The organism is Luteitalea pratensis (genome assembly GCF_001618865.1).
Taxonomy (GTDB): Bacteria; Acidobacteriota; Vicinamibacteria; order Vicinamibacterales; family Vicinamibacteraceae; genus Luteitalea; species Luteitalea pratensis.
Window position 1 is genome coordinate 3,380,396 of sequence record NZ_CP015136.1, and the last position, 21,508, is coordinate 3,401,903.

A 21,508-nucleotide genomic window follows, 5' to 3' on the forward strand; every position below is an offset into this window, starting at 1 on the left:
AGAAAGGTTACCCCGCCGGACGCTCCCACGGCTTGATTGCCGACAGCAGATGATGAAGTTCGGAGTCGACGTCTCCAGGGTCGGCCACCGTGGCCCCGATCTCTTCCCGGAGCAGATGCCCGTAGCGTCGACGCAGCCGGTGGACCATCTTCTTGACGGCGCCTTCGGTCGTCCCGAGGCGCTCGGCCACCTCGTGGTAGTGCACCCGCGGCTCACTGCCCGTCAGATAGCCTTCAAGCTGCTCGAACTCGACGCCGCGACCTGCGTGCTTCAGTTCCTGACCGAGACGTGCCATCGCCCGCTCGAGGAGGGTGAAGGCCCACCGCCGCTCGAAGAGCGTCTCGGGATCGAGAGTGTCGAGCGGATCGTCAGGGTGCCGCGCCTCCGCTTCCCGGACGTCGATCGCCACCGGCACCCGGCCGCCGCCTCTCTTCAGCGCCCGCGCGCGGTCGCGTTCCTTGGACAGAAAGTGCTTGAACGACGTCAGGAGGAACGCGCGGAATCGGCCTTCCCGCAACCGCACGTCACCGAGGTAGTCCTTCTCGATGAGCAGCGCAAAGTATCCCTGCGTGAGGTCATGGGCGTCCTCAGCCGTATAACCGACCCCGCGGGCGAAGCTGTACAGGGGACGCCAGTAGGCCGCACACAGAAAGGCAAGCGCCTCTCGCGCCTCGGGCTCGCCGCCACTGCGGGCTCGCGAAACGGCTGTCCAGGCGGTGCTGGGAAACGTGCTCATGGCTCACGGTCCATGGGCCAGCTCCGGTGGCGCACACTCGCCGCTGCGCAACGGGTGAGGACCGAACTCGCCCTCGTGCATCTCAACCGGCGCATGAGGGAACCGTGTTCAGAAGCAAGCGGGGAGGTCGAGCGGAACGCCCGATTGGCCAGCACCACCGCGCGAACGACGGACGGGCCGCTGACGGAGACGGGCGCCATCGGCAGTGATTATAGTGAGCTGGTGCTGCGCGCCGGCCTGGTTAGCTCGAAGGACGGTTGTGCTACCCGTGGCGGGTCGCTCGTCGCTCAGAGTCTGGCTTGATCCGGTCTCGTAGACATCTTCCGAAGGTGCATACGCTGCTTATTCCCCAAGCTTCCGAAAACGGAGTAAGGATCACGGCTAACTGGCGAGAGCTAGATGTGGCCGCCCCAGTTCGCGTGAGATCGTCGCGATCGTGGTCGAGGCCAAGGCCGTGAGACCCAGGGGTGCCGATACCCCCAGGGCATCGATACCCCCAAATCGGGGCGTACCCCCAGAAATACCCCCACGCATTCATCGATGTGGGGCGCGCGGCAGGCAAGTGGAGCAGCGCGGCGCACAGCTGGCGGGAGAAGTTGGCGAGTGTTTCGACGCGGATCGGCTGGACGCCCATGGAACGCCATGGACGCCTACGGACAACTCTGGACGAATGGTGGAGGCGGCGGGAGTCGAACGGCGATTAGTTAAGCCACTGGCATACAGCTACTTACGTGTTGTTGCTGCTGAGGTCCGTACCACCACATGTACCCCCATGCTCGGTCTGATACCTTCCAGCAGGGATGACTCTCGGCAAAGGCCTCTGCCGTAAGGACTTCCATCATTGTTGGCTGACTAGTGGGGCTGAATCTGGCAGCGCGGCGCGAACCACACGTCGTTCGCGGAGGCGCAGCCAAAGACTTCCGATGAGCAGCCGCCCGCTTCTGCCTCTACCAAAGGAAGGCCGAGGATCTCGCGACCGAGTTCCAGCACGAGGACACGCTTCTTGGAGCCGCAGAAGGTCCCTGGGCTGATCGAAGCGATCGTCCTGGTGCCGGACGGGGCAGTCCGGGTCGAGCTGAGCAGGAACAGGCCGGTTTGGCTGCCCCCCGAAAAGCAAACGATCGCCAAACACGGGCGACTTTCTTGCGCCGATTCAGTGGCCTTGCCGGGGCCGCGCGACCGCCGCTACTTGCAGTTGTGAACCGGGCGGCGTAAGTCCGCCACAGGCCGAAATTTCAGACGCTATACTGCGTCAGATCGTCTCGCTGGACGTGATTGATGCCCAAACCCCTTCCGCTTCCGCCGGTCGGATTCGACGAGCTCTCGGTTGACGAAAAGATCGACTACCTGCAGTCGCTCTGGGACCGAATTGCGGCCACTCCTGAGACGATTCCCGTTCCTGACTGGCACCGCCAAATCCTCGACGTGCGCCTGAAGGACCTCGACGCCGATCCGGCCGCCGGTGATGGCTGGGAGGTGGTTGAGGAACGTCTCCGGAAGAAATTCGACACCAACCACTGACGAATGACTCGCCGGTTCATCGTTCGTCCACTCGCCGAGGGCGATCTCGAAGATGCCGCGCGGTGGTACGACGATGAGCGTTCCGGCCTCACCTATCGATTCCTCAACGACGTGGATCGGATGTTCGCGCGCATCCGTGAACGGCCATTGCAGTTCCCCAGCGTGTTGGGCGATGTCCGTCGAGCGCTGCTGCATACTTTCCCGTACGCCGTGTATTTTCTCGCGTCCGAAGAGATGGTCGTCGTCCTCGCGGTGTTGCACCTGCGACGGAACCCGCAGGTGTGGCGTCGACGCGCACGATAGCGGTGAGGCATTTGTGACGGAACGTCGCGGCGTCGTGCCTGCACGCCGTCGCCGTGATTGATGGTACCGGAGGAGTTGCCGGCGGGGGAGCGCCCACCGCGGCGGGTGTCGATAGGGTCGCGCCCGTTCGCCCGCTGGTCCTCGGCGACCGCCCGCTCCTGGCGGCCTTCGGCCGGTTCTCGTCGCTAGTATCCGCGTTCGCGGTCCTCTGCTTCCGGACTTTATCGAGAGCCAGCCGAAGGTGGCATTCATAAGCCGCGACGGCACGGTGCGTGCAACACCGACAGTAATGCCCGACCCTGCTGCGCCGCGCAACGTCGAGTCCGCGACACCCGTCGCGCACGGGGCCCTGACGCCGAAGGCGTTTGGCATCACAGACAAAGGCCGCGTGCGTCCTACGAACGAAGACCAGTTTCTCGTGGCCGAACTCAGCAAGGCGATGCGGATTCGGCAAACCAGCCTGGTCGAGCCAAGGTTGCATGTCGGTGAGGAAAGCGGCCACTTATATCTCGTCGCCGACGGCATGGGTGGCCACCGCGCCGGCGAAACGGCGAGTGCGCTCACCGTCACCGCGATCGAGCAGTTCATGCTCAATTCCTTCAAGTGGTTTTTCGCGCCTGATGAGAGCGGGGGGCAGAATGTGCTCGCCGAGTTTCAGGCTGCGATCGGTCAGGCCGATGCGCACGTCATGGCGGAAGCTGCCGAGCATCCCGAGCTCAGCGGCATGGGCACCACGGTCACGCTGGCGTTTCACCTCGGATCGCAGGTATGCCTCGTCCACGTCGGCGACAGCCGCGGGTACCTCTATCGGGATCGCGAGCTGCAACAGGTAACGCACGACCACACCCTCGTGGCCGATCTGTTGCGCAGCGGTGCGATTCGACCAGAAGAAGCGGCGAGGTATCGGTACCGACACATCATCACGAACGTCGTGGGCGGTCAGCAGGTCGGCGTCAAGGTCGAAGCACACGCCTTCGAGGTCAAGGCCCGCGATTGCCTGCTGCTCTGTTCGGATGGATTGACCGAGATGCTGACTAATGAGGCGATCGCGCACGTGCTCGGAACGACGCCGGATCCGCAAGAGGCGGCGACCGCACTCGTGGCGCAAGCCAATGACGCTGGTGGCCGCGACAACGTGACGGTGTTGATCGTTCGATTCGATGAAGCCGGTTCCACCTAAGCGACGATCTTCTGACCCGGTTCGGCTACCGACCGGTGATCAGAATGTCCGGAACAGATGTGATCAGAATTCTCGGAACCCGCAGAACCTCACGGAACCGGAACCGCGGCAGGAGATCCTGGCGCTGCGCCGACGCGTAAACAAGCTCGCGGCCATCGCTTCGGCTCGCGCTCGCGCTGCGCCAGACCGCCGGGTTCGGGCTCACTTCGGCGACGATTTGCCCCACGGACGCGCCAAGGAGCGTAGCCTCCCCGCGGTGGAACAGGCCCACCAGTCGATTGGGCAGGACACCGTCACGTCACGGTCTCACACCCGACAAGAGCCAGATGCTGCCCTTCACGCTCTGCATGGGCAGCGCGAGCCTGCCACTGGCCACGTCGATCTCGGCACTGCCCATATTGGGATCGATACGCCTCTCGGGCGAGTTGAAATGCGTGACTTGAAACGGCTTCCCGCGCTGGGCGCCACGCGCCGGATCGATGGGCACGCCCCAGAGGTTGACATAGCCGTCAGCTCCCCGCGAAAGGAAGTACAGCGTCCGCCCATCCGGTGACCACCGAGGCTTGTCTGGCCAGACGTGATCGTCCAGTATCCGCGTCCACGTCGTCGCGCGATTGCTGTCCGCAGCCACGATCCCGATCTCGACGGTTCCGTGATTCCTCATGCGCTGGGCGACGAAACTGACCCATCGATCGTCGGGAGAGTAGCGAGCCTGCCAGAAGAACACGCCGCTCGCCTCGAGGAGTACTCGCTCGGGCCGCGTGGCCATCATGGGACCGACGGGCCAGATCGCCAACACGTTTTGGTTCATCTGGCCCTGTTCGACCCAGGATCCGAGAACGGCCTCGTCGTGCGGTGCCCAATCCCAAGGAAGCAGTCCACCTCGCCACCTGCTCACCAGACGTTCCCCGCCGTCGAGGTCGCGAACGGCCAGAGCCGATTCACGGCCGGTGGAGGGAGTTTCTCCCGTGGAACTCGATCCGGTGCGCGTCAGTAAATAGGCGATCGTGCGCGCGGTTCGGGAAATTGCGCCACCCCACGATTCCGCGAGGAACGTCGTCCGGCCGGAAGTCAGATCGATGTGAAACAGGCGGAAGTTGTTCCTCCCTGGCTCGAGCGCACCATAGCAGAGAGCCGAGCCGTCAGCCGCGAGACGGAGCGAGACGATTGAGAGCTCGTCGTCGGTCAGCGCCCTGCCATCGCCCGTGAGCCGGGCGCGGTTGGCATCGAACGGGAACAGCCAGGCGCGGGTCGACGCCGGCGCGCTCGTGAATGCCACGCGCGTCCCGTCCGGCGACACGGCGGCGGCCTGTGCGCTCGCCGGTGCCGTGGTCAGGCGCTCCGGCGTGCGCCAACGCAGGCTCACTGGTTCCACCGCCACACGCCACAGCGTCGGCACGCCGTCACTGTGCGCTTCGACGATCAACGCCGTGCCGGCGGAGTTCCAACTGATGCTTTGGATGGCCTCGGGGTCGAGCAACCCGAGCGGCGCTGCTGCACTCGTATCGACGGCATTCAGCGTGCGGTTGGTTCGATCGGCGACAAAGAAGCCGGTCGCCAGCTTGGGCGCGAAGACGGAGAGCCGACCCTCGGGATGGACCGCGGGCGCGATGTAGGTAGCGCGACTCAGCTCGGTTTCGAGAATTCGGCGCGGCGCCGCGCCGCCGTCCGCTGTCACGATGAACGCCGCTCGGGGCATGTCGCTATCCACGAACATGACCTCGCGGCCATTCGGCATCCACGCCGGGCGCCGTCCGTCCGGCGCGATTCGGCGGAGGGGACCACCCTTGACGTCGACCGCGAAGAGACCACCGCCGTCGACTTCGGAACGAAGGGCGAGACGTTGGCCATCGGGAGACCAGGCAGGCTGCGTCTCGTCAGCTGGCGAACTCGTCACCCGCGTTGGCTGGCCAGCATCGACGTCCTGCACCCAGATGTCGAAATTCCCGTCCCTGTTCCACGCGTACGCGACCCGCTTGCCGTCGGGTGACCAGCTCACGTCGGTCTGTAGACCCGCGCCGTAGGTCAGCCGCGTCAGGTTGCGCAGGGGCGACGAGGAGGTACCCGAGATGACCGGTGCCGAGCGACCAAACGCAACGTAGAGCCTTGTACCCACGAGCGACAGCACAATGGCCGCTGCCACGCCCGCGTAGATGACCGTCCGTCGCGCGAAGCGCTCGGGCGCGACAAGCCGCAGCGTGGACTGCCCATCCCCAGCTGATCCCTCATCGCGCGCAGAGGGCTCGTCGCCAATTGCGCGGACCTCCGCAACGAAGCGATAGCCTCGCCGGGCGACCGTCGCGATGAACCGCTGCTCGCCCGGCGCCTCACCCAGGGCTTTCCGCACCTCGAAGATGTTCTGAGTGAGGTTCCCCTCCTCGACGGCGGTATCGGGCCACAGCCCGTTCATCAACTCCTCCTTCTCGAGGAGCCGGCCGGCGTGCTGGACCAGCAGCACCAGCGTGTCGAGCGCCTTGGCCTTGATGCCGATGGGCCCGCCGTCCCGCATCAGCAGGTGGCGTTTCGTGTCGATGCGGAACCGGTCGAACTCGTAGAAGCGAACCGGGTTAGACGCAGGCTCAGGTCCGCTGAGAAACGCTGAGGGTTTCTGAGCCTCCCGCTGAGGACTTCCGTGGTTGGTCACGCCTAGCTTCCCCCACACGGCAATCGGGTTCGCGCGCTCGGCGAGCGGGCACTGCGAATTCTAACGCGCCGACGTAAGCCAGGAGGGACCACATGCTCGGTTTCATCTCTGCAATATTGATGGCGGGTTCGACGCCGATGATGAACGAGGCGGATCCGGAATTGGCCGCAGTACGAGTGCGGGCCTACGCCGACAGACACGTCGACGCCGCCACGGCACGACCCGCGTTGGAGGTGGCGAAGCACCTGCTGGCGTCGGCCGGACTCGTCGTGGCATGGCGTGTGTGTGATACGACGCAATCGTGCCCGGTCGAGGACACGCCGGTGCCGGAGATCGTTGTCATCCTTTCGTCCCGTGATCGGCAGCACGGCCGCGAGAACTGCGGTGTGGCCGCTCACGGTGCACGCGCCTCGTCAGGAACCGTGATGGTCTCGGTCCCTTGCGTGGCCGGCGTCGCCTTCCGACTGACGCGACGGGCCGGAACCGGCACGAACCCACTGCTCGCAATGCCGAGGCACGACGACCTCGTCGGAGCAGTCGTGGCGCACGAGATCGGTCACCTGCTCGGCCTTAGGCATGCGCCGTCAGGTCTGTTGCGTGCAACGCTGGACGCCGACGACCTGATCGCGCTCAGAAGGGGGACGCTGCGCTTCAGCCCAGCGGAAGAGAGCCGGATGCGGCGCGCAGTCTTGCTGGCTGGGGACGCCAGCCTACACTCGTCGGTCGCCGGAACCCGTCACGGTCCGTCGCGGCAGTGATGCGTGGTGTTGGTGCACGGCTGCTGGGGCGCGGCGACAATAGGAGGAGATCTGCCTGGCGTGTTGACGCCGCGCAGTGGTAAGCCAGAGCGAGAGCCGCGGCATCGCCACGGCCATCGAGTTTCGGACCGACGCCGTAGAGGAGTGATCCACAAGGGTCCAGCGGTGCGTCGACATGTCTTTGCAAAATGATTCAGCGGACGTGAATGGATGCTGAAGACCTGACCGGCACGGCTCTCAACCGGTTCTTGGTGCAGCAGGCCAGACCGCGGTCATGTCGTCTGCGGCTGCAGCGCACAAACTATAAGGACCGACAATTGGGCGGGGTTGGCCTCCATCGGCCCGTAGCCTGCGAGCGTGCGTGAGCCACGCGGTCGGCCAGGTCGGAGCGCTTCTGTGCTCCCACCTAGCCGCGCTGCAGTCTCAGTGTGGGCCCGCGGTACGCACTGTGCCCGTGAAGGTTCCCCTCGTCGTGCCTGCGGCGGTGTCGTACAGCCGGCTGACGCTGAACGATCCGCTTGCATTGGCGAACCGGCCAGTGCCGCCGGTGATCGTGGCCTGTTCCTCGATGACGAAGATGGGCGTCGAGGTGTCAGCGTTGCCCGTGAAGGAGGCGATGAGCCGATCACCATTCGCGGCCGTGAACGTGTAGGTACCCGACCCTGCGGCGATCGACAGGTCGACGTCGTGGGGAACCTCCACGGTGAACCGACCGAGGTGCGTGGACACACCGGAGGCTGAGATGACGACGTGGGCGAGCGCAGGTCCCACGATGGCGAAGTCGACCGTCCCTTCGAGGGTGCCTTTGAATGGTGTCTCGGCGGTGCTCGCGGTGCCCGGTGCGCTCCCGGCGCCGATCGACGCGGTGAGCGCCGGTGCTCCCCGTTCGAGTGCCGTGGGTGACGTCGGCGACATCGGCTCGCTGCATCCGGTGGACAGGACGACAACGACAAGACCAAGGGCGGTGTGACAGGCGCGCATCGGGCATCTCCTCGAGTGGTGGCGTGATGTTGTTGGCCCACGCCGTTGTGGGGTATGCCACACTCTCTCGCATTCCACAGCGTCGCGCCATTGACGCCGCCTTGCCAGATTCCTGAACTTTCCTTGCGGCGCAAGTCACAGGGGTACAGTCACTTATGGCTACCAAGGGGTCCAGCTCATGACCGCCGCTGCGCCTGCCTCGGTCTTTCAATTCGGAGAATTCGAGCTCGACCCGGTGGCCTACGAGTTGCGCCGGCGCGGGCGGCGCCTGCGGTTAGCGCGGCAGCCGATGGACCTGCTCCTGCTCATGGTGGGACGACGCAACGAACTGGTCTCGCGCGACGACATCGCAGCCAGGCTGTGGCCGCCAGACGTCTTCCTGGACAGGGATGCGGGAATCCACACGGCCGTCTTGAGGATCCGGCAGGTGCTGCGGGACTCGCACATCAATCCGCGGTTCCTGGAGAACGTATCCGGCAAGGGCTATCGCTTCATCGCGCCCGTGGAAATCGTGCCAAGGGCGCTCTCGGTTGCACCACCCGAGTCGTCCGGCGTGCCAATCGACGTACCACCAGCACGCCGCCACAACCTGCCCGACGAGCTCACAAGCTTTGTCGGCAGACAGGAGGCGATCGCAGAACTGCGGCGGCTCCTCGGGGCCAACAGGCTGGTCTCGCTCACGGGCGCGGGCGGCGTCGGCAAGACCAGGCTCGCACTGCGGATTGCGTCAGACATCCTGCACGCGTGTCACGACGGTGTGTGGATGGTTGACCTCGGGCCGATCACCGCGGCCGACCTCGTCCCGCAGACGGTCGCGTCCGTCTTGGGCGTGCACGAGAGCGGACAGCGAGGCGTGCGTGACGCGCTCACTGCCAGCCTGCGCCATCGACAGCTGCTCATTGTGCTGGACACCTGCGAGCACGTGCTGGACGCCTGTGCCGACCTGGTCGAAGCGCTATTGCGCGATGCCCCGGGCGTGCGGATTCTGGCGACGACTCGCGAGCCGCTCGGCGTGCGCGGTGAGGCCGTCTTCCGCGTGCCGTCACTGACCCTGCCCGTGGGGAGCGCGGAGATCGACGGCCAGGCGCCCGAGTCGGAGGCTGTGCAACTGTTCGTCGAGCGGGCCATGACCCTCGACGCGACCTTCAATGCCAGCGAGGCAGACGCCGGAGCCATCGGGCGCATCTGTCAGAGGCTCGACGGCATGCCGCTGGCGATCGAGCTCGCGGCGGCTCGCGTGACCCTGCTGTCGCCCGCACAGATCGAGACACGCCTGCAGGATCGCTTCAAGCTGCTGACCGGAGGTGCGCGTACGGCGGTGGCCCGTCAACGAACACTCGAGGCCGCTGTTGAGTGGAGTTGTCAGCTGCTGTCCGACTCCGAGCGCCATCTGCTCGGCCGCCTGTCGGTCTTTCCTGCGTCCTGGACGATCGAGGCGGCTGAGTCGATCTGCAGTGGCGACGGCCTGGATCCATGCGACGTACTCGAGTTGTCGTCACGGCTGGTGGCCAAGTCGCTCGTGGGTCTCCAGCGTGATCAGGAGGGGGTGGCGCGGTTCCGCCTGCTCGAAACCGTCCGGCAGTATGCGCGGGAGCGAGTCGTGCCACCCGACGCGGGCGAGCGACTGCGGACGCGTCATGCTGGCTTCTTCGCCAACCAGTTTCGTGACGCGCTGAGCGTCCTTCGCGGCGCGGGGCAGCTTCCGTATCTCGCACAACTGCAGGCCGAGCAGGAGAACGTGCGGACGGCCCTGGAGTGGGCGCTCGCGTCGTCCGCGCTGGCCGCGCAGGGCGTCGCTTTGACCGGCAGCCTGTTCTGGTTCTGGACCAAGCGAGGCCTGTTCGAAGAGGGTAAGCAGTGGTTAGAACGTGCCCTCACCCTGGAGCCGACTGGCCTGACGCGAGCCAGGGTGTTGATCGGCCTGGCTCATATGCACTACTTCCAGGGAAGGCACGTAGCGGCGGCCGAGGCGGCCAGCGAGGCGCACGCTCTCGGTGAAACGTTGCACCACGGCTGGACGGTGTCCTTTGCGCTGTTCATGCTGGCGCTCACGTCGTTTGAACTCGGCCAGTGCGAGTGCGCTGCCGCGACTGCCATGGCGGCGCGGGCGGCAGCCGACGCCGGTGGCGATCCGATTCAGCATGGGGGGCCGCTGATGATTCTGGCCAACGTCGCGCTGCGGGCAGGCGATCGCGATCGAGCGCAGGCGTACTACGAGGAATCCATCGACGTGCATCGCCGCGAGGGGGACATCTGGGGACTCTGCATCCTACTGTCCATCGCCGCAGGTCTGCATATCCTGCAGAGGGATATGGACCGCGCGCGCGTGTACGCGACCGAAGCGATGACGCTATCGGAGGCGATGGAGGACCGGCGTGGTCTGGCCTGGGGACTCGCAGTCTGTGCTGGGCTGATGGCCGACGAGGGCCATGCCGAACTGGCCGCGCAGCTGTGGGGCGCGTCCGACGGGCTGATGGAAGCGGTGGGCGGTGCCCTTGCGCCGACCATCAGCTGGATCAGGGACAAGTATGTCGACCTCGTATGCCAGGCACTTGGCGACGCCGGCTTTGCGCGGGCGTCCGGAGTCGGCAGAGCGATGTCCGCCGCGCAGGCCCTCGAGCTTGTCCGGCAGCACGTTCTGCGGTCAGGTGCGGACCCTTCCACGCCACACATCCTCACGAGCCGGCACGCCTTATCGAGGATAGGACGGCTGGTCGTTGGAAACGAGCCGGCCCGGATGCCGCACTAAGGTTAGAGCCGAATCAGATCGGAGCGCCGGCCACCCGGTTCGCTCGCCGCGGCGCAGCGGCGCGCCTGTAAAGGAGTACGCGTTCGAGCGAGTTCTACAAGTCGCGCGTCGTTCTCGTGCGCTGGATGGTGTCAACGCCGGGCGCCGATACCCCCGGGGGCATCGATACCCCCAAATCGGAAGGTACCCCCAGAAATACCCCCACGCGTTTGTGGAAGGAAGGCGGTTCGGGAAAGGAGTGGAGCAGTGCCGCGCGCCCGTGGTGGGCTGGTTTGCTAGGCGCGCTGCACGCTGAAATGCTGGACGCCCATGAACAGCCATGGACGCCTGTGTACCGCTGTGGACGAATGGTGGAGGCGGCGGGAGTCGAAGCGCTGGCGGTAACTAGCTCGTTGACAGCAACTTGAGCGCACTGCGCACGAGTTCCGTACCCCCGTTTGTACCCCCACGCTCGGTTCGAATAAATTGGCCAAGCAGTTTGGCGGTCGTTCACATCGACGACGAGACTTTGCCCGCGAAACTGCAGGATGTCCGTGCACAGTCGCCCGGCGCATGCCATTGGTCCGAGGCTCGTGCGGTTCCATCGGGCCGCGTCGGAGTCGTCGTGCGGTCGCACTTGGAACGGCAGCACCATGTCCAGGTTTCTCGTCGATGCCGCGGTCGCCTCTTCTCGAGTGCTGGGCGACGAGAACTCGCGCAGGAATGTGCAGAATGTCCGTGCACACAGCGCGGCATTGCTCAACGCCACCCACCGTGATGCAACGCATCACAACTGCCAAGCTCGGGTTCGCTTCGAAGAGTGGGTGGGCTTTCAGTGCTAGTGCCGTAAGGGTGGTGTGAGGCCCGTCATTCATCATCGTCCCGACGCCGCAACACGTCGTCGCACCTCGTCGAAGAAGTTCAGCATTAGCGTTACCTGCTGCCGCGCCGGTTGCGGCGCCTCGGCCGAGAGCACCGCGGCGAAGCGCTTGCCGTCGGGCGCCAGATCGAACGTCCCGATGAGCCCGAGATTGTGCAGGCGCCGATCGGACCACACGCGTGGCCGCCCCGCGACGAATGTGTCGTTCGTTGCGGTGTACGGGACGACCATCAGGCGGAGATCCTCCGCGCGGTAGAACAGTTCGGTCGCGGTGCGCGACCACACGGGAAATATGCCACCAGCCGTCGAAATCGACCACTGCCTGCCCGTGTCGGGAAAGGCGCGCATGTGGACTTCGTGCCGACCCGAGTCGGTCGACATGTACGCCATCCAGCGCCCATCCGGCGAGAAGGCCGGACTGGAGTTGTTCGATGTCGCCTGCTGGTAGGGCACGGCCTCAGTGATCCGCAGTCTGCCGGCGTCGACGTCGACCGCCGCGGTCTGAATGAGAAGGCCACGATCGGGCGAGACCTCGAAGAAGGCGAGCCGCTTGCCGTCCGGAGTGAACGACGTGGGGATTTGAATCGGCTTCTGGCTCGCCCACAGGGGCAGGGAGGGGCTCGCCCCGTCGGCGCGCGCCCAGAACAAGCGACCCGAGGATTGGAAGACCACGTGTTGTCCATCTGGACTCCAGACAGGATTTCTCTTGAACCCCGAGCCCGCCGTCAGTTTCGTGCGGGTCCCCCGCTGCCAGTCGTACACCCAGATGTCGGAGGTTGTTCCCTCGTTCAACTCGAAGGCGACACGGCTGCCGTCAGGCGACACGCGAGGGTACTGGTAGAACGCCGGCGCCAGGCCCATCGATTCGGTTCGTCCCGTGGCGTCCAGCCATTCGAGGACCCGGAGTCCGCTCGTCGTACCGCTCCGGTAGACCATCGTGCCGCCGCGAGACACGTCGATCTGTGCGGCTCCGAACTCGGGGTCGGCAGCGATTCCCTCGAGCACGGGAATGGCATCACCGCGCACTTCGCGTCGCTCGAGATCGAACGGCACCACGTATAGCGTGCCCTTCGACACGTACGCCAGGTGCCCGGTGCGCAGGTAGCGAGGCGCCATGCCTGCGTTCGGGAGCACGACCTTCTGGACGTTGCGCTCGAAGTCCATGACGGCGATGTCGGCCGAATCGAAGTTGCCTGCCGTCCGGAAGATGGTGAACAGGGCCGCGGTGCCCCCCGGCAGGAAGTGTGGCCAGCGATGTGTCCGTTCTCCGGGCGCGAGCTTCGTGGCCGGCGTGACCCTTCCTCCGTCAATCGGCACCAGCGACAACACGATGCGGCCGGGTGCATCCAGTGCCGCCACGATCGTCCCGTTCTCGCCCCAACTCCCGCCCCGGCCCGCCGGCGCGTCGCACAGCGTGACCGGCTCACCGCCAGCGATGCGAAGCTTCTTCAGCTTGCCGTCTGCAAAGAAGCCCACCCACTCGCCGTCAGGCGAGAAGAACGGTGCATACGCAGCGGCGGTGCCGGGCAACGGAGTCGCGTCCAGTTGATCGAGGCGGCGCGTCGAGAGGCCCTGGACGCCGGCACGGTTCGTCGAGACGAACACGATGCGCTTGCCGTCTGGGTCAAGGATGAACGTGGCGCCGATGGTTGCGGCACCGGTCATGAAATCGGAGCCCAGGTCGAGCGCCATGCTGTCCGACGCGCGCAGGGGGGGCTCGGGGGGCGCACCCACACGGAACCATGCCAGGGCGGCGATCGTCGCCGCAACCATCGCCACGGCGATGGCCGCATTCGGCCACCGGAGCAGGCGACGCCGCACCGGAAGCGGGTTCGAGCCTTCGGCTGGAGAGTCCGTGCGGCTTTCGGCAACCCATCGCAACTCGCCGCGGACATCGCCCATGTTCTGCCAGCGCTCGTCCGGAGCCTTCGCGAGACACCGCGCCACGACGTGGTCCAGCAGGCGAGGGGCCAGTGGCTGGTACAACGAGATCGGTCGCGGCTGATCTCGCAGGATCGCCCCGATGATCGCCGCGGCCGAGGGACCGTCGAATGGACGATGACCGGTCGCCATCTCGTAGACCACCGCGCCGAAGGCCCAGATGTCGCTCCGCGCGTCGGCCTCTCGGCCCTCGACCTGCTCGGGCGCCATGTAGTGCAGCGTCCCGACGAGGGTGCCCGCCGTCGTGACCGCCGGCTCGGGCGCGAGTTGCGTGACGGCTCGCCCTGCGTCCACTGTCGACGGCGCCAGCGCCTTCGCCAGGCCGAAGTCCAGCAGCTTCGCCCCGGTGCTCGTCAGCATGATGTTGGCCGGCTTGAGATCGCGATGTGTGATGTGGGCGCGATGCGTGCGCTCCATCGCGCCCGCGACCTCCTGGCCGATGCGCAGCACGTCGTCGAGCGGCAGCGGACGCGTGGTCGCGAGCCGCGCCGCCAGGGTTTGTCCCTCGAGACACGGCATCACCAGGTACAGCAGGCCGTCGTGCTCGCCGACATCGTAGACGCTGCAGATGTGCGGATCGTCGAGGGCGGCGATGGCGCGCGCCTCACGTTCGAAGCGCGCACGCAGATCGGCGTCGGCGCTGCCAGCGATGTGCGGCGCGACGACCTTGAGAGCGACAGTGCGACCGAGGCGCACGTCGCGCGCGCGGTACACCTCGCCCATGCCCCCGGATCCGAGGTGGCTGAGGATTTCGTACGAGCCCACTCGCTCACCAAATGCGAGACGTATGCCGTTGGCCATGGTCGGCGCGCGGCCGCGGGCCTCGAGCCCGGCCTGCCTCACGTGCGCTGTAATGCCTACGCAATGGCCCTGATGGTACCGCAGACAGCGTGCACGCTCGCTCGATCGGCAAGCACTCGATCCGCCATCTGTGGTGCCATCCCGAGGCAGCGGTTAGATTGATGAGGTACTCGAGGAGCGCCGGGTCCAGCCGACTGGATAGGTCGGCCATGGCGGTCAGCGCGTTTCCCGTCGGGCAGGTTCTTCAACCGGTGCGAGTGCAGCAAGCCCTCGAGCACATCTTGCCGTCGTGGGTGAGAGCTGACACCCACGCGCTCGTTTGTTGCTTGCCGATCGACCGCCAGCAGGCGCGACCCGTCGCTACGGTTTGCCACGAATGGCGGCCGAGTAGACACCGTGCTCACAGATCGTCTCCAGCCTGTAGCGCTTCACCAACGACGTAGCCTGCCCTGACGGTCGGCGTCGAGCACGGCGCGTGCGACGGTGCGTCCGAGGGCGCGTCCGATGTCGTTGTCGAACCGATAATGGGCGCCGGCATACAGGCGCGACTCCGCACCTTCAGTCGCCTGCCTCGACGCTTCGGCCGCGTCCTGCGGTAGTAATGCGCCGATGGCCGTCTCCGCCGCCCCGACCAGACACCCGTGGCCGGACGGATAGCAGCCCGTGGTGAAAGTATCGCCTGAGTCGATCGGAGGGATCGACACGATCGATCGCGCTCGATAGACTGGCTGCGCATGGCCATGGGCACCCGTCAGGATGAACAACCGCCGCTGTGGATCGCGACCTCGGACCTGCCGACCGCGCCTGGACATCCGTTCTACGCGCAGTTGAATACGGTGCTCGACGCGGCCGGCTTCGACGCCTTCGTCGAGGCCGAATGCCGCCGGTTCTACGCGGCGGTGATGGGACGCCCCGGGCTGGCGCCGGGTCGGTACTTCCGCCTGCTTCTCCTCGGGTACTTCGAGGGCCTCGGCTCCGAGCGCGGCATTGCGTGGCGGGCCGCCGATTCGCTGGCGATCCGCCGCTTCCTACATCTGGGGCTCGAGGACGGCACGCCGGATCATTCGACCATCTCCCGCACGCGGCGGCTGATCGACGTCGAGACCCATCGGGCGGTCTTCACGTGGGTCCAGACGCAATTGGTGGCGCACGGCCTGCGGCGCGGCGAGACCGTGGCGGTCGATGCGACCACGCTGGAAGCCAACGCGGCGATGCGCAGCATCGTGCGGCGTGACACGGGCGAGACGTATCAGGCCTACCTCACGCAGCTTGCCGCGGCGTCCGGCATCACGACGCCGACGCGCGAGGCGCTGGCGCGCTTCGATCGTCGGCGCAAGAAGCGGAGTTCCAACCAGGACTGGACGCATCCCCACGATCCCGACGCGAAGATCACCAAGATGAAGGACGGGCGGACGCACCTCGCGCACAAGGCCGAGCACGCCGTCGATGTCGACAGCGGGGCGGTCGTCTCGGTGCGCCTGGACGGGGCCGACGTCGGCGACGCCACCACGGTGATCGACACGGTCGTGGACGCGACGACCCAACTGGAACGGGCCGGTGCGCCGCATCACCTCGATGACCTGATCGGCGACAAGGGCTACCACAGCAATCGGGCGCTCATCGACCTGGACGCGCTCAGCGTGCGTGCCTACATCGCCGAACCGGATCGGGGCCGTCGCTGCTGGCGGGCGCTGCCGGACGCGCAAGCGCTGGTCTACGCGAATCGGCGGCGTCTCCGCGGGGCGCGGGGCGGACGCCTGCGCCGGCAGCGCGCCGAGTACGTCGAGCGCTCCTTCGCGCACCTCTATGAGACCGGCGCGATGCGGCGCACGCACCTCCGTGGCCATCAGAACATCCTCAAGCGGCTCCTGGTGCATGCGGGCGCCTTCAATCTCGGGCTGATCATGCGACAGCGGATCGGCCACGGCACCCCGCGGGGCTTCCAGGGCCGTCTCGGGGTGCTGGCCGGCGTCCTCACGGCCCTCGCCGGCCTACTCGCCGACCGCTGGGTCGTCCTGCCGGGCACCGAGCCCGTGTCGATGCCCCTGCCGCCCGACACCATCGACGACCTCGCCGCTGCGATGCCGGCGTGAGTCAGTGACTTGCGCCACGGGCTGCTAGGCTTGTCGCCGGGCAGTATACTACCCGGTGCCGCCGGGAGTCGGAGCCCTGGACGGGACCGCTTGAGGGGTTGGCGAAACGTGCCAGGCGACATTACGCAACTGCTCGAGGCGTGGAGATCGGGCGATGCTGAAGCAGGTGAGCAGCTCGTGGCCCTGACATATGGCGAGCTGCGCCGAATGGCTCGCGCCCGTCTTCGGCGCGAGCGGCCCGGCCATGCCTGGCAGACAACGGCGCTCCTCCATGAGGCCTACCTGCGACTGCTGCGGCACGGTCCCGGTTTGGTCGACAATCGCGACACCTTCTTTCGGCTGATGGCCGCCGAAATGCGACGCCGCCTGGTCGACCACGGCCGTCGGCGCCTGGCTGAAAAGCGCGGTGGCGGCGCTATCCATGAACCACTGCAGACATCGGCGACGCGTGCGGTGGCCCAGGCTCCCGAGGACATCGAGGCGATGCTGGAGCGCCTGGATCGGGCACTTGAAGAGTTGAGCAATCGTCTTCCCCGCGCTGCCCGCGTCGTTCGACTGCGGTTCCTTGACGGTCTGACGATGGAAAGCACCGCAACGGAATTGGGCCTCTCAACGGGCACCGTCAAGCGCGAGTGGACCTTCGCGCGGGCGTGGCTCGCTGCCGCCATCGAATCCGATCCGATGGCCAGCACGGAAGGATAGTTCTCCTTCAGGCGTCGGGCACCCCGCCGACGCGCACCTCCCCGCCCCGCCAAACGCCGGAAGGTGGCGCGCTACTCGCGCGCGGGCGTTCGATGATCCATTTTCCGATTGTTTGCGCCATTGGAGGTAGAGCGCGTTCCCCGCCAACCAACGACGTCGTCAGGCATGGGAGCGCGCGCCGCGTCTCGAAGGCCATCCGACGGGCGGCGCAAGCTGTGTCCGTGAAGAGGGAGTGTTATGCGACAGCATCGTCAGCGAACAAGCCATTGGGTCCACAACGGGGTCGCTTTCGCCCTGACAGCACTGCTGGGCGGCCTGCTGACTGCCTCATCCGTCGCTGCGATTGATCAGCCTCATCGTGGTTGCGGCGGCGGCTTCGAACTTGGCAGCCTGACATTCGCTGCGAGCATCCAGCTCCCGCGCATCCAGGCTGCCTTGCAGGAGGGCATCTACGATACGGCGGAATTCGCTTCCCTCTTTGACGTAATCGATCAGAACGGCGATGGGCTTGTGTGCTTCCAGGATGTGGGCGCATTGAACGACGGTGCGGGCAAGTGGCAGTTCTTCTACAACGCGGTCGACAACAATTCCGCGCACGAGGACTGGTAATTTCAACTCGGATTTGCGGCGCTCGCAGCCAGGGAGCGTCGCACTCGCATCGCTGATACGGGTTGTGAGGAGTTGGTGCGTCCGGGTGTCTACGCTTCACTCGCGACGCCTTCGGCGAAGCGTCTGCGGGAGACTCGCCGCGAGGCGTGCCATGGGTCGCGGCGGCTCTAACGCGCCACATCCCACGAATGCGTTCGGGATACGGGAGGCCTGATGCTGTTGCCGCGTCGTGCCCCGCGCCGCGCGCTGACTGCCCGCGTCGCGCCAGTGGGTCGGGGCACCGAGCGCCTCGCGGCGGCCGCGGCCACGGTCATCGTGATCGTCACCGATGCCGAACAGCCGGTGGGCCTGGACGATGGCGCGCTCTCGCAGTTGTTCGGGTTGACGCCCGCGGAGTCGCGCCTGGCGCGGTTGCTCGCGGAAGGGCGGGACGTCACGGAAGCCGCGACCATGCTCGGCCTGACGATCGGCACCGTTCGCACCCGGCTCAAGACGGTGCTGCACAAGACCGGCACACGCCGGCAGTCGGCGCTCGTGCAGGTGTTGCGGGCGGCGAGTAACGCTGGCTGATTGCTTCACTCCCAAATGGGACTCGCCGCGCCGTGGCCATCTTTTCCATAGTCACGGCGCACTACCAGTGATGGTGTACCTGCTCTGGCTGTGTAGATGCGGCCGGTGAGGCGTTCATCCGATGGCCAAGCGCCTCGGAACAGGGAAGGACCCCGCATGTATCGGATCACGAGAGACGCCGCACCGCTGTTGGCGTATGTCACGAAGCTGCTGCTCACCGCCGGTCTCGTTCTGGGACCTGCCGTCGCCGCAAACGCAGACGACATCTATTGGTCCACCAGCGCCGACCGGTCTGGCAGCGTCCTGCTGAACGGCGCGACCGTGCAGGGCAACGTCTACGTGGTATTCGCGCCGAGCACCTTGTCGGTGAGTCAGATCGAGGACGTGGAGTTCTTCGTCGACGGCACCCAGGTGGGTAAGGACGTGCGTACTCCCTACGACCTCGCCGGCGGCTCGGTCAGCGCAGCCAAACCGTACGATACCGTCAGAGAACTCGTCGATGGCCAGCACTCGATCCAGGCGGTCGTGACGCTCAGCGATCGCACGACCCGAACCTTTGCAGCATCCTTTCACGTCAACAATGCCTCCGCGCCCGTCGCCTGGGGACGCCCTGCGCATCCTCAGCGTGACCGTCGACGCCTCGACACGGACACTCACGCTGCTCGGCTACAACTTCAACAGGGGGGGCGACGCGATTGTCTCGCTGGACCTGCAGCCGCTGCCCGTGACCGGTGGGGCAGACGACTGGTTGACGGCGACGCTGCCGCGCAGATGCGCGGATGGCGATCACACCGTCAATGTCAGCACGGACGGCACCTTTGCGCCCGGCCTCTCCGACGACGACCATGCCGAACTGCTCGTCACGTTCGGTGCTGTGGGACCGCAGGGGCCTGCCGGTCCGGAGGGGCCGCCGGGCCCGACCGATCTGGTCGCGCTCGACGCGCGCTACTCACCAATGGGTCATGGTCATGCGGTGAACCAAGTGGCGGGAGCCGCGACGCTCGGCGCGAACTCCTTCAACGGCAACCAGAACATCAACGGTCTGCTGACCGCGACGTTCGGACAGTTCTCTGGGGTGTTCTCATCGGTGAATACGCCCGGCAGCACGGCGCTTCGGGGCTCTTCCACTGTCACCGTCGGCCAGGGTTTCGGGGTGGCGGGGGTAACCTCGGCCAGTGTCAACCTGAGCGCAGGTGTCTACGGCGCCGCGCTGCACCCTACCGCCTTCACCCATGGGGTCTTCGGCGAAAGTCTGGGCAGCGGCCCCGCGATCCGTGGAATTGGTCGCAATGCCGTGAGTGGAGTGGGCATCGACGGTACGTCAGAAGGCACTGCGGGCGTGGGTGTCATAGGGCAGGTCATCGCGTCGACGGGCACGGGCACAGGTGTGCTCGGATCCGTTAACAGCCCGAACGCGACGGCCGCGGTGTTCCAGAACAACGGCGGCGGTACGCTGATCATCGGCAGGGCCGGTGGCGACAAGTTCCGCGTCGACGGCTCGGGGACGGTCTTCGCCAACGACTACCGCGATCTTGCAGGCAACCCCATCGTCACCAACACCGGCGACATCACCGGTGTCTCGGCTGGCGCCGGCTTGTCCGGAGGCGGCGCGTCCGGAGCTGTCACTCTGTGGCTCGACACCACCTTCACCAACGCGCTCTACGCCCCGCTCTCCCACGGTCATTCCGTTGCGGCGATTAGCGGCGCTGCGACACTCGCCACCAACACGTTCTCCGGGACGCAGACGATCGGCGGCAATCTCGAGCTCGGCACGTCGAGCTCCACGAGTGGCAACATCACCAAGAACGGCTCGACGTTCCTCCACGCGCCTGGGGCCTCGAACGTCTTTCTCGGCAGTGGCGCCGGCAATGCCGGTGTGTCGGGCGGGCTCAATTCGGGCATCGGCGCCGAGGCACTTGCGGCCATCGGCTCCGGACACAGCAACGCCGCCGTCGGATACCGCGCCCTGCAGTTCACGAGCTCTGGGCTGGCCAATGCGGCGCTCGGGTCTGAAGCGCTCCGCGCCAACACCACGGGCAGCTCGAACGCCGCCGTGGGGCAGGGCTCCCTGCGGCAGAACACGATAGGTGGGCAGAACGTGGCGGTCGGTTCCAATACCCTCAGCACGAACGGCGTTGGACGCGAGAATACCGCCTTGGGCCAAGGGGCATTGTTCGCGAACTCGTCGGGCGTCGCCAATACGGCGGTCGGACAGTCCGCCGGCTCCAACGCCACGATCGGGTCGAACAACATCTATCTTGGTGCGGGCGTGCTCGGCGCGGCCGGTGAGTCGAACACGATGTACCTCGGCTTGCAGGGAACGCAGACGCGGGCGTTCGTCGCCGGGGTCCGCGGCGTGACGACACTCAACGCCGATGCCATTCCCGTGATGGTGGACTCGGCAGGTCAATTCGGCACGGTGTCGTCGTCGCGGCGGGCGAAGGAAGACATCCACGACATGGGCGACCGAAGCCGACGCGTCCTCGCTCTTCGTCCGGTCACGTTCCGCTATACACAGGCTTACCGCGACGGCGCGAAGCCTCTTCAGTTCGGGCTCATCGCCGAGGAAGTCGCCGACGTCTTTCCAGATCTGGCGGTGCGCAATTCCGCCGGCGACATCGAGACCGTGCACTACGAGACGCCCAACGTGCTCCTGTTGAACGAGGTACAGCGGCAGCAACAGGAACTCGCCGAGCAGCGTAACCGGATCGAGCAACTGGAGAAGCGACTCGAAGCAGTGCTGTCGGCGCGGATTCCGAGTCGGCGCTGAGGATCGCCGACCGCGGGCCGTCTCCCCTCACAGGCTCGCGCGGTGGCCAGGCCACGCCCGCCGTGCGTGGGCGTGATCCGATTCGGTGGACGGGTTGACCACGCCGCTTGAGCGGAGAGCCGGCGCTCGAATGCTGCGCGTGAATAGTCCCGTCGTCACGTCGGTCCGGTGAGTCAGAGGCCCGTGGGCGCCCCGGGCCTCGAGCGCCCCGTAAGATTCCTGCACGCGAGCGAGTTCTAGGAGTAGGCAGCGATAAGCGTAGCGGGCTCCTGCGGCGAAGGCGAGGGTGCG

15 protein-coding genes are annotated in these 21,508 nt (G+C 66.3%); 10 read left to right on the plus strand and 5 right to left on the minus strand.

Translation table 11 applies throughout. The features are described from left to right. Positions 1–7: 7 nt before the first annotated feature. Positions 8–736: an RNA polymerase sigma factor gene (locus LuPra_RS13865; protein ID WP_110171296.1), complete on the minus strand. Its 729-nt coding sequence runs from the start codon at positions 734–736 to the stop codon at positions 8–10. Between the two features lie 1,278 nt (positions 737–2,014). Between LuPra_RS13865 and LuPra_RS13880 the strand changes: the two genes are divergently transcribed. The 3 genes from LuPra_RS13880 (at position 2,015) to LuPra_RS13890 (ending at position 3,740) form a co-directional block, all read left to right on the plus strand. Continuing rightward, the gene (locus LuPra_RS13880) at positions 2,015–2,257 is read left to right on the plus strand and encodes an addiction module protein (RefSeq protein ID WP_110171299.1); all 243 of its coding nucleotides are present in this window, start codon (positions 2,015–2,017) and stop codon (positions 2,255–2,257) included. Between the two features lie 3 nt (positions 2,258–2,260). Then, positions 2,261–2,560 (plus strand): type II toxin-antitoxin system RelE/ParE family toxin, encoded by a 300-nt coding sequence (locus tag LuPra_RS13885; RefSeq protein WP_110171300.1) that lies wholly within the window; start codon positions 2,261–2,263, stop codon positions 2,558–2,560. 289 nt (positions 2,561–2,849) lie between these two features. Continuing rightward, on the plus strand, positions 2,850–3,740 hold the full coding sequence (locus tag LuPra_RS13890) for a PP2C family protein-serine/threonine phosphatase (protein WP_110171301.1): 891 nt from the start codon (positions 2,850–2,852) through the stop codon (positions 3,738–3,740). Between the two features lie 298 nt (positions 3,741–4,038). On the opposite strand, the gene LuPra_RS13900 is transcribed toward LuPra_RS13890, so the two are convergent. Beyond that, positions 4,039–6,384: a winged helix-turn-helix domain-containing protein gene (locus LuPra_RS13900; RefSeq protein WP_157899169.1), complete on the minus strand. Its 2,346-nt coding sequence runs from the start codon at positions 6,382–6,384 to the stop codon at positions 4,039–4,041. 92 nt (positions 6,385–6,476) lie between these two features. Between LuPra_RS13900 and LuPra_RS13905 the strand changes: the two genes are divergently transcribed. Further along, entirely contained in the window at positions 6,477–7,142 is a 666-nt protein-coding gene (locus tag LuPra_RS13905; RefSeq protein ID WP_110171304.1) for a zinc-dependent metalloprotease family protein, read from the plus strand. Positions 7,143–7,565: 423 nt separating this feature from the next. Here the strand turns inward: LuPra_RS13905 and LuPra_RS13910 are convergent, their stop codons facing one another. After that, positions 7,566–8,123 (minus strand): hypothetical protein, encoded by a 558-nt coding sequence (locus LuPra_RS13910; protein ID WP_110171305.1) that lies wholly within the window; start codon positions 8,121–8,123, stop codon positions 7,566–7,568. A 178-nt stretch (positions 8,124–8,301) separates the two neighbouring features. Here LuPra_RS13910 and LuPra_RS13915 point away from each other — a divergent pair, with 178 nt between their 5' ends. Beyond that, positions 8,302–10,872, plus strand: coding sequence for an ATP-binding protein (locus LuPra_RS13915; protein ID WP_110171306.1), 2,571 nt, complete (start codon positions 8,302–8,304; stop codon positions 10,870–10,872). 853 nt (positions 10,873–11,725) lie between these two features. On the opposite strand, the gene LuPra_RS13920 is transcribed toward LuPra_RS13915, so the two are convergent. Both LuPra_RS13920 and LuPra_RS13925 read right to left on the minus strand, forming a co-directional pair. Next, positions 11,726–14,515 carry a protein kinase domain-containing protein gene (locus LuPra_RS13920; RefSeq protein ID WP_110171307.1) on the minus strand — a complete coding sequence of 930 codons (2,790 nt, stop codon included), beginning with the start codon at positions 14,513–14,515 and terminating at the stop codon, positions 11,726–11,728. A 386-nt stretch (positions 14,516–14,901) separates the two neighbouring features. Beyond that, entirely contained in the window at positions 14,902–15,177 is a 276-nt protein-coding gene (locus LuPra_RS13925) for a phosphatase PAP2 family protein (protein ID WP_157899170.1), read from the minus strand. A 30-nt stretch (positions 15,178–15,207) separates the two neighbouring features. Here LuPra_RS13925 and LuPra_RS13930 point away from each other — a divergent pair, with 30 nt between their 5' ends. From LuPra_RS13930 to LuPra_RS13955, 5 genes are all read left to right on the plus strand, one after another. Continuing rightward, positions 15,208–16,566, plus strand: coding sequence for a transposase (locus LuPra_RS13930; protein ID WP_234800880.1), 1,359 nt, complete (start codon positions 15,208–15,210; stop codon positions 16,564–16,566). A gap of 108 nt (positions 16,567–16,674) precedes the next feature. Next, on the plus strand, positions 16,675–17,268 hold the full coding sequence (locus tag LuPra_RS13935) for an ECF-type sigma factor (RefSeq protein WP_234800881.1): 594 nt from the start codon (positions 16,675–16,677) through the stop codon (positions 17,266–17,268). 237 nt (positions 17,269–17,505) lie between these two features. Then, positions 17,506–17,877 (plus strand): hypothetical protein, encoded by a 372-nt coding sequence (locus tag LuPra_RS13940; RefSeq protein ID WP_110171309.1) that lies wholly within the window; start codon positions 17,506–17,508, stop codon positions 17,875–17,877. Positions 17,878–18,090: 213 nt separating this feature from the next. Beyond that, the gene (locus LuPra_RS13945; RefSeq protein ID WP_110171310.1) at positions 18,091–18,447 is read left to right on the plus strand and encodes a helix-turn-helix transcriptional regulator; all 357 of its coding nucleotides are present in this window, start codon (positions 18,091–18,093) and stop codon (positions 18,445–18,447) included. Between the two features lie 580 nt (positions 18,448–19,027). Continuing rightward, positions 19,028–21,217, plus strand: a complete 2,190-nt coding sequence (locus LuPra_RS13955; RefSeq protein ID WP_110171312.1) for a tail fiber domain-containing protein — start codon at positions 19,028–19,030, stop codon at positions 21,215–21,217. Positions 21,218–21,508 lie beyond the last annotated feature (291 nt).

Excerpts from the sequence above, each read along its gene's own strand:
- LuPra_RS13865 (WP_110171296.1), bottom strand. The coding sequence starts at position 736 with ATGAGCACGTTTCCCAGCACCGCCTGGACAGCCGTTTCGCGAGCCCGC.
- LuPra_RS13880 (WP_110171299.1), top strand. The coding sequence starts at position 2,015 with ATGCCCAAACCCCTTCCGCTTCCGCCGGTCGGATTCGACGAGCTCTCG.
- LuPra_RS13885 (WP_110171300.1), top strand. The coding sequence starts at position 2,261 with ATGACTCGCCGGTTCATCGTTCGTCCACTCGCCGAGGGCGATCTCGAA.
- LuPra_RS13890 (WP_110171301.1), top strand. The coding sequence starts at position 2,850 with ATGCCCGACCCTGCTGCGCCGCGCAACGTCGAGTCCGCGACACCCGTC.
- LuPra_RS13905 (WP_110171304.1), top strand. The coding sequence starts at position 6,477 with ATGCTCGGTTTCATCTCTGCAATATTGATGGCGGGTTCGACGCCGATG.
- LuPra_RS13910 (WP_110171305.1), bottom strand. The coding sequence starts at position 8,123 with ATGCGCGCCTGTCACACCGCCCTTGGTCTTGTCGTTGTCGTCCTGTCC.
- LuPra_RS13915 (WP_110171306.1), top strand. The coding sequence starts at position 8,302 with ATGACCGCCGCTGCGCCTGCCTCGGTCTTTCAATTCGGAGAATTCGAG.
- LuPra_RS13930 (WP_234800880.1), top strand. The coding sequence starts at position 15,208 with ATGGCCATGGGCACCCGTCAGGATGAACAACCGCCGCTGTGGATCGCG.
- LuPra_RS13940 (WP_110171309.1), top strand. The coding sequence starts at position 17,506 with ATGCGACAGCATCGTCAGCGAACAAGCCATTGGGTCCACAACGGGGTC.
- LuPra_RS13945 (WP_110171310.1), top strand. The coding sequence starts at position 18,091 with ATGCTGTTGCCGCGTCGTGCCCCGCGCCGCGCGCTGACTGCCCGCGTC.
- LuPra_RS13955 (WP_110171312.1), top strand. The coding sequence starts at position 19,028 with ATGCCTCCGCGCCCGTCGCCTGGGGACGCCCTGCGCATCCTCAGCGTG.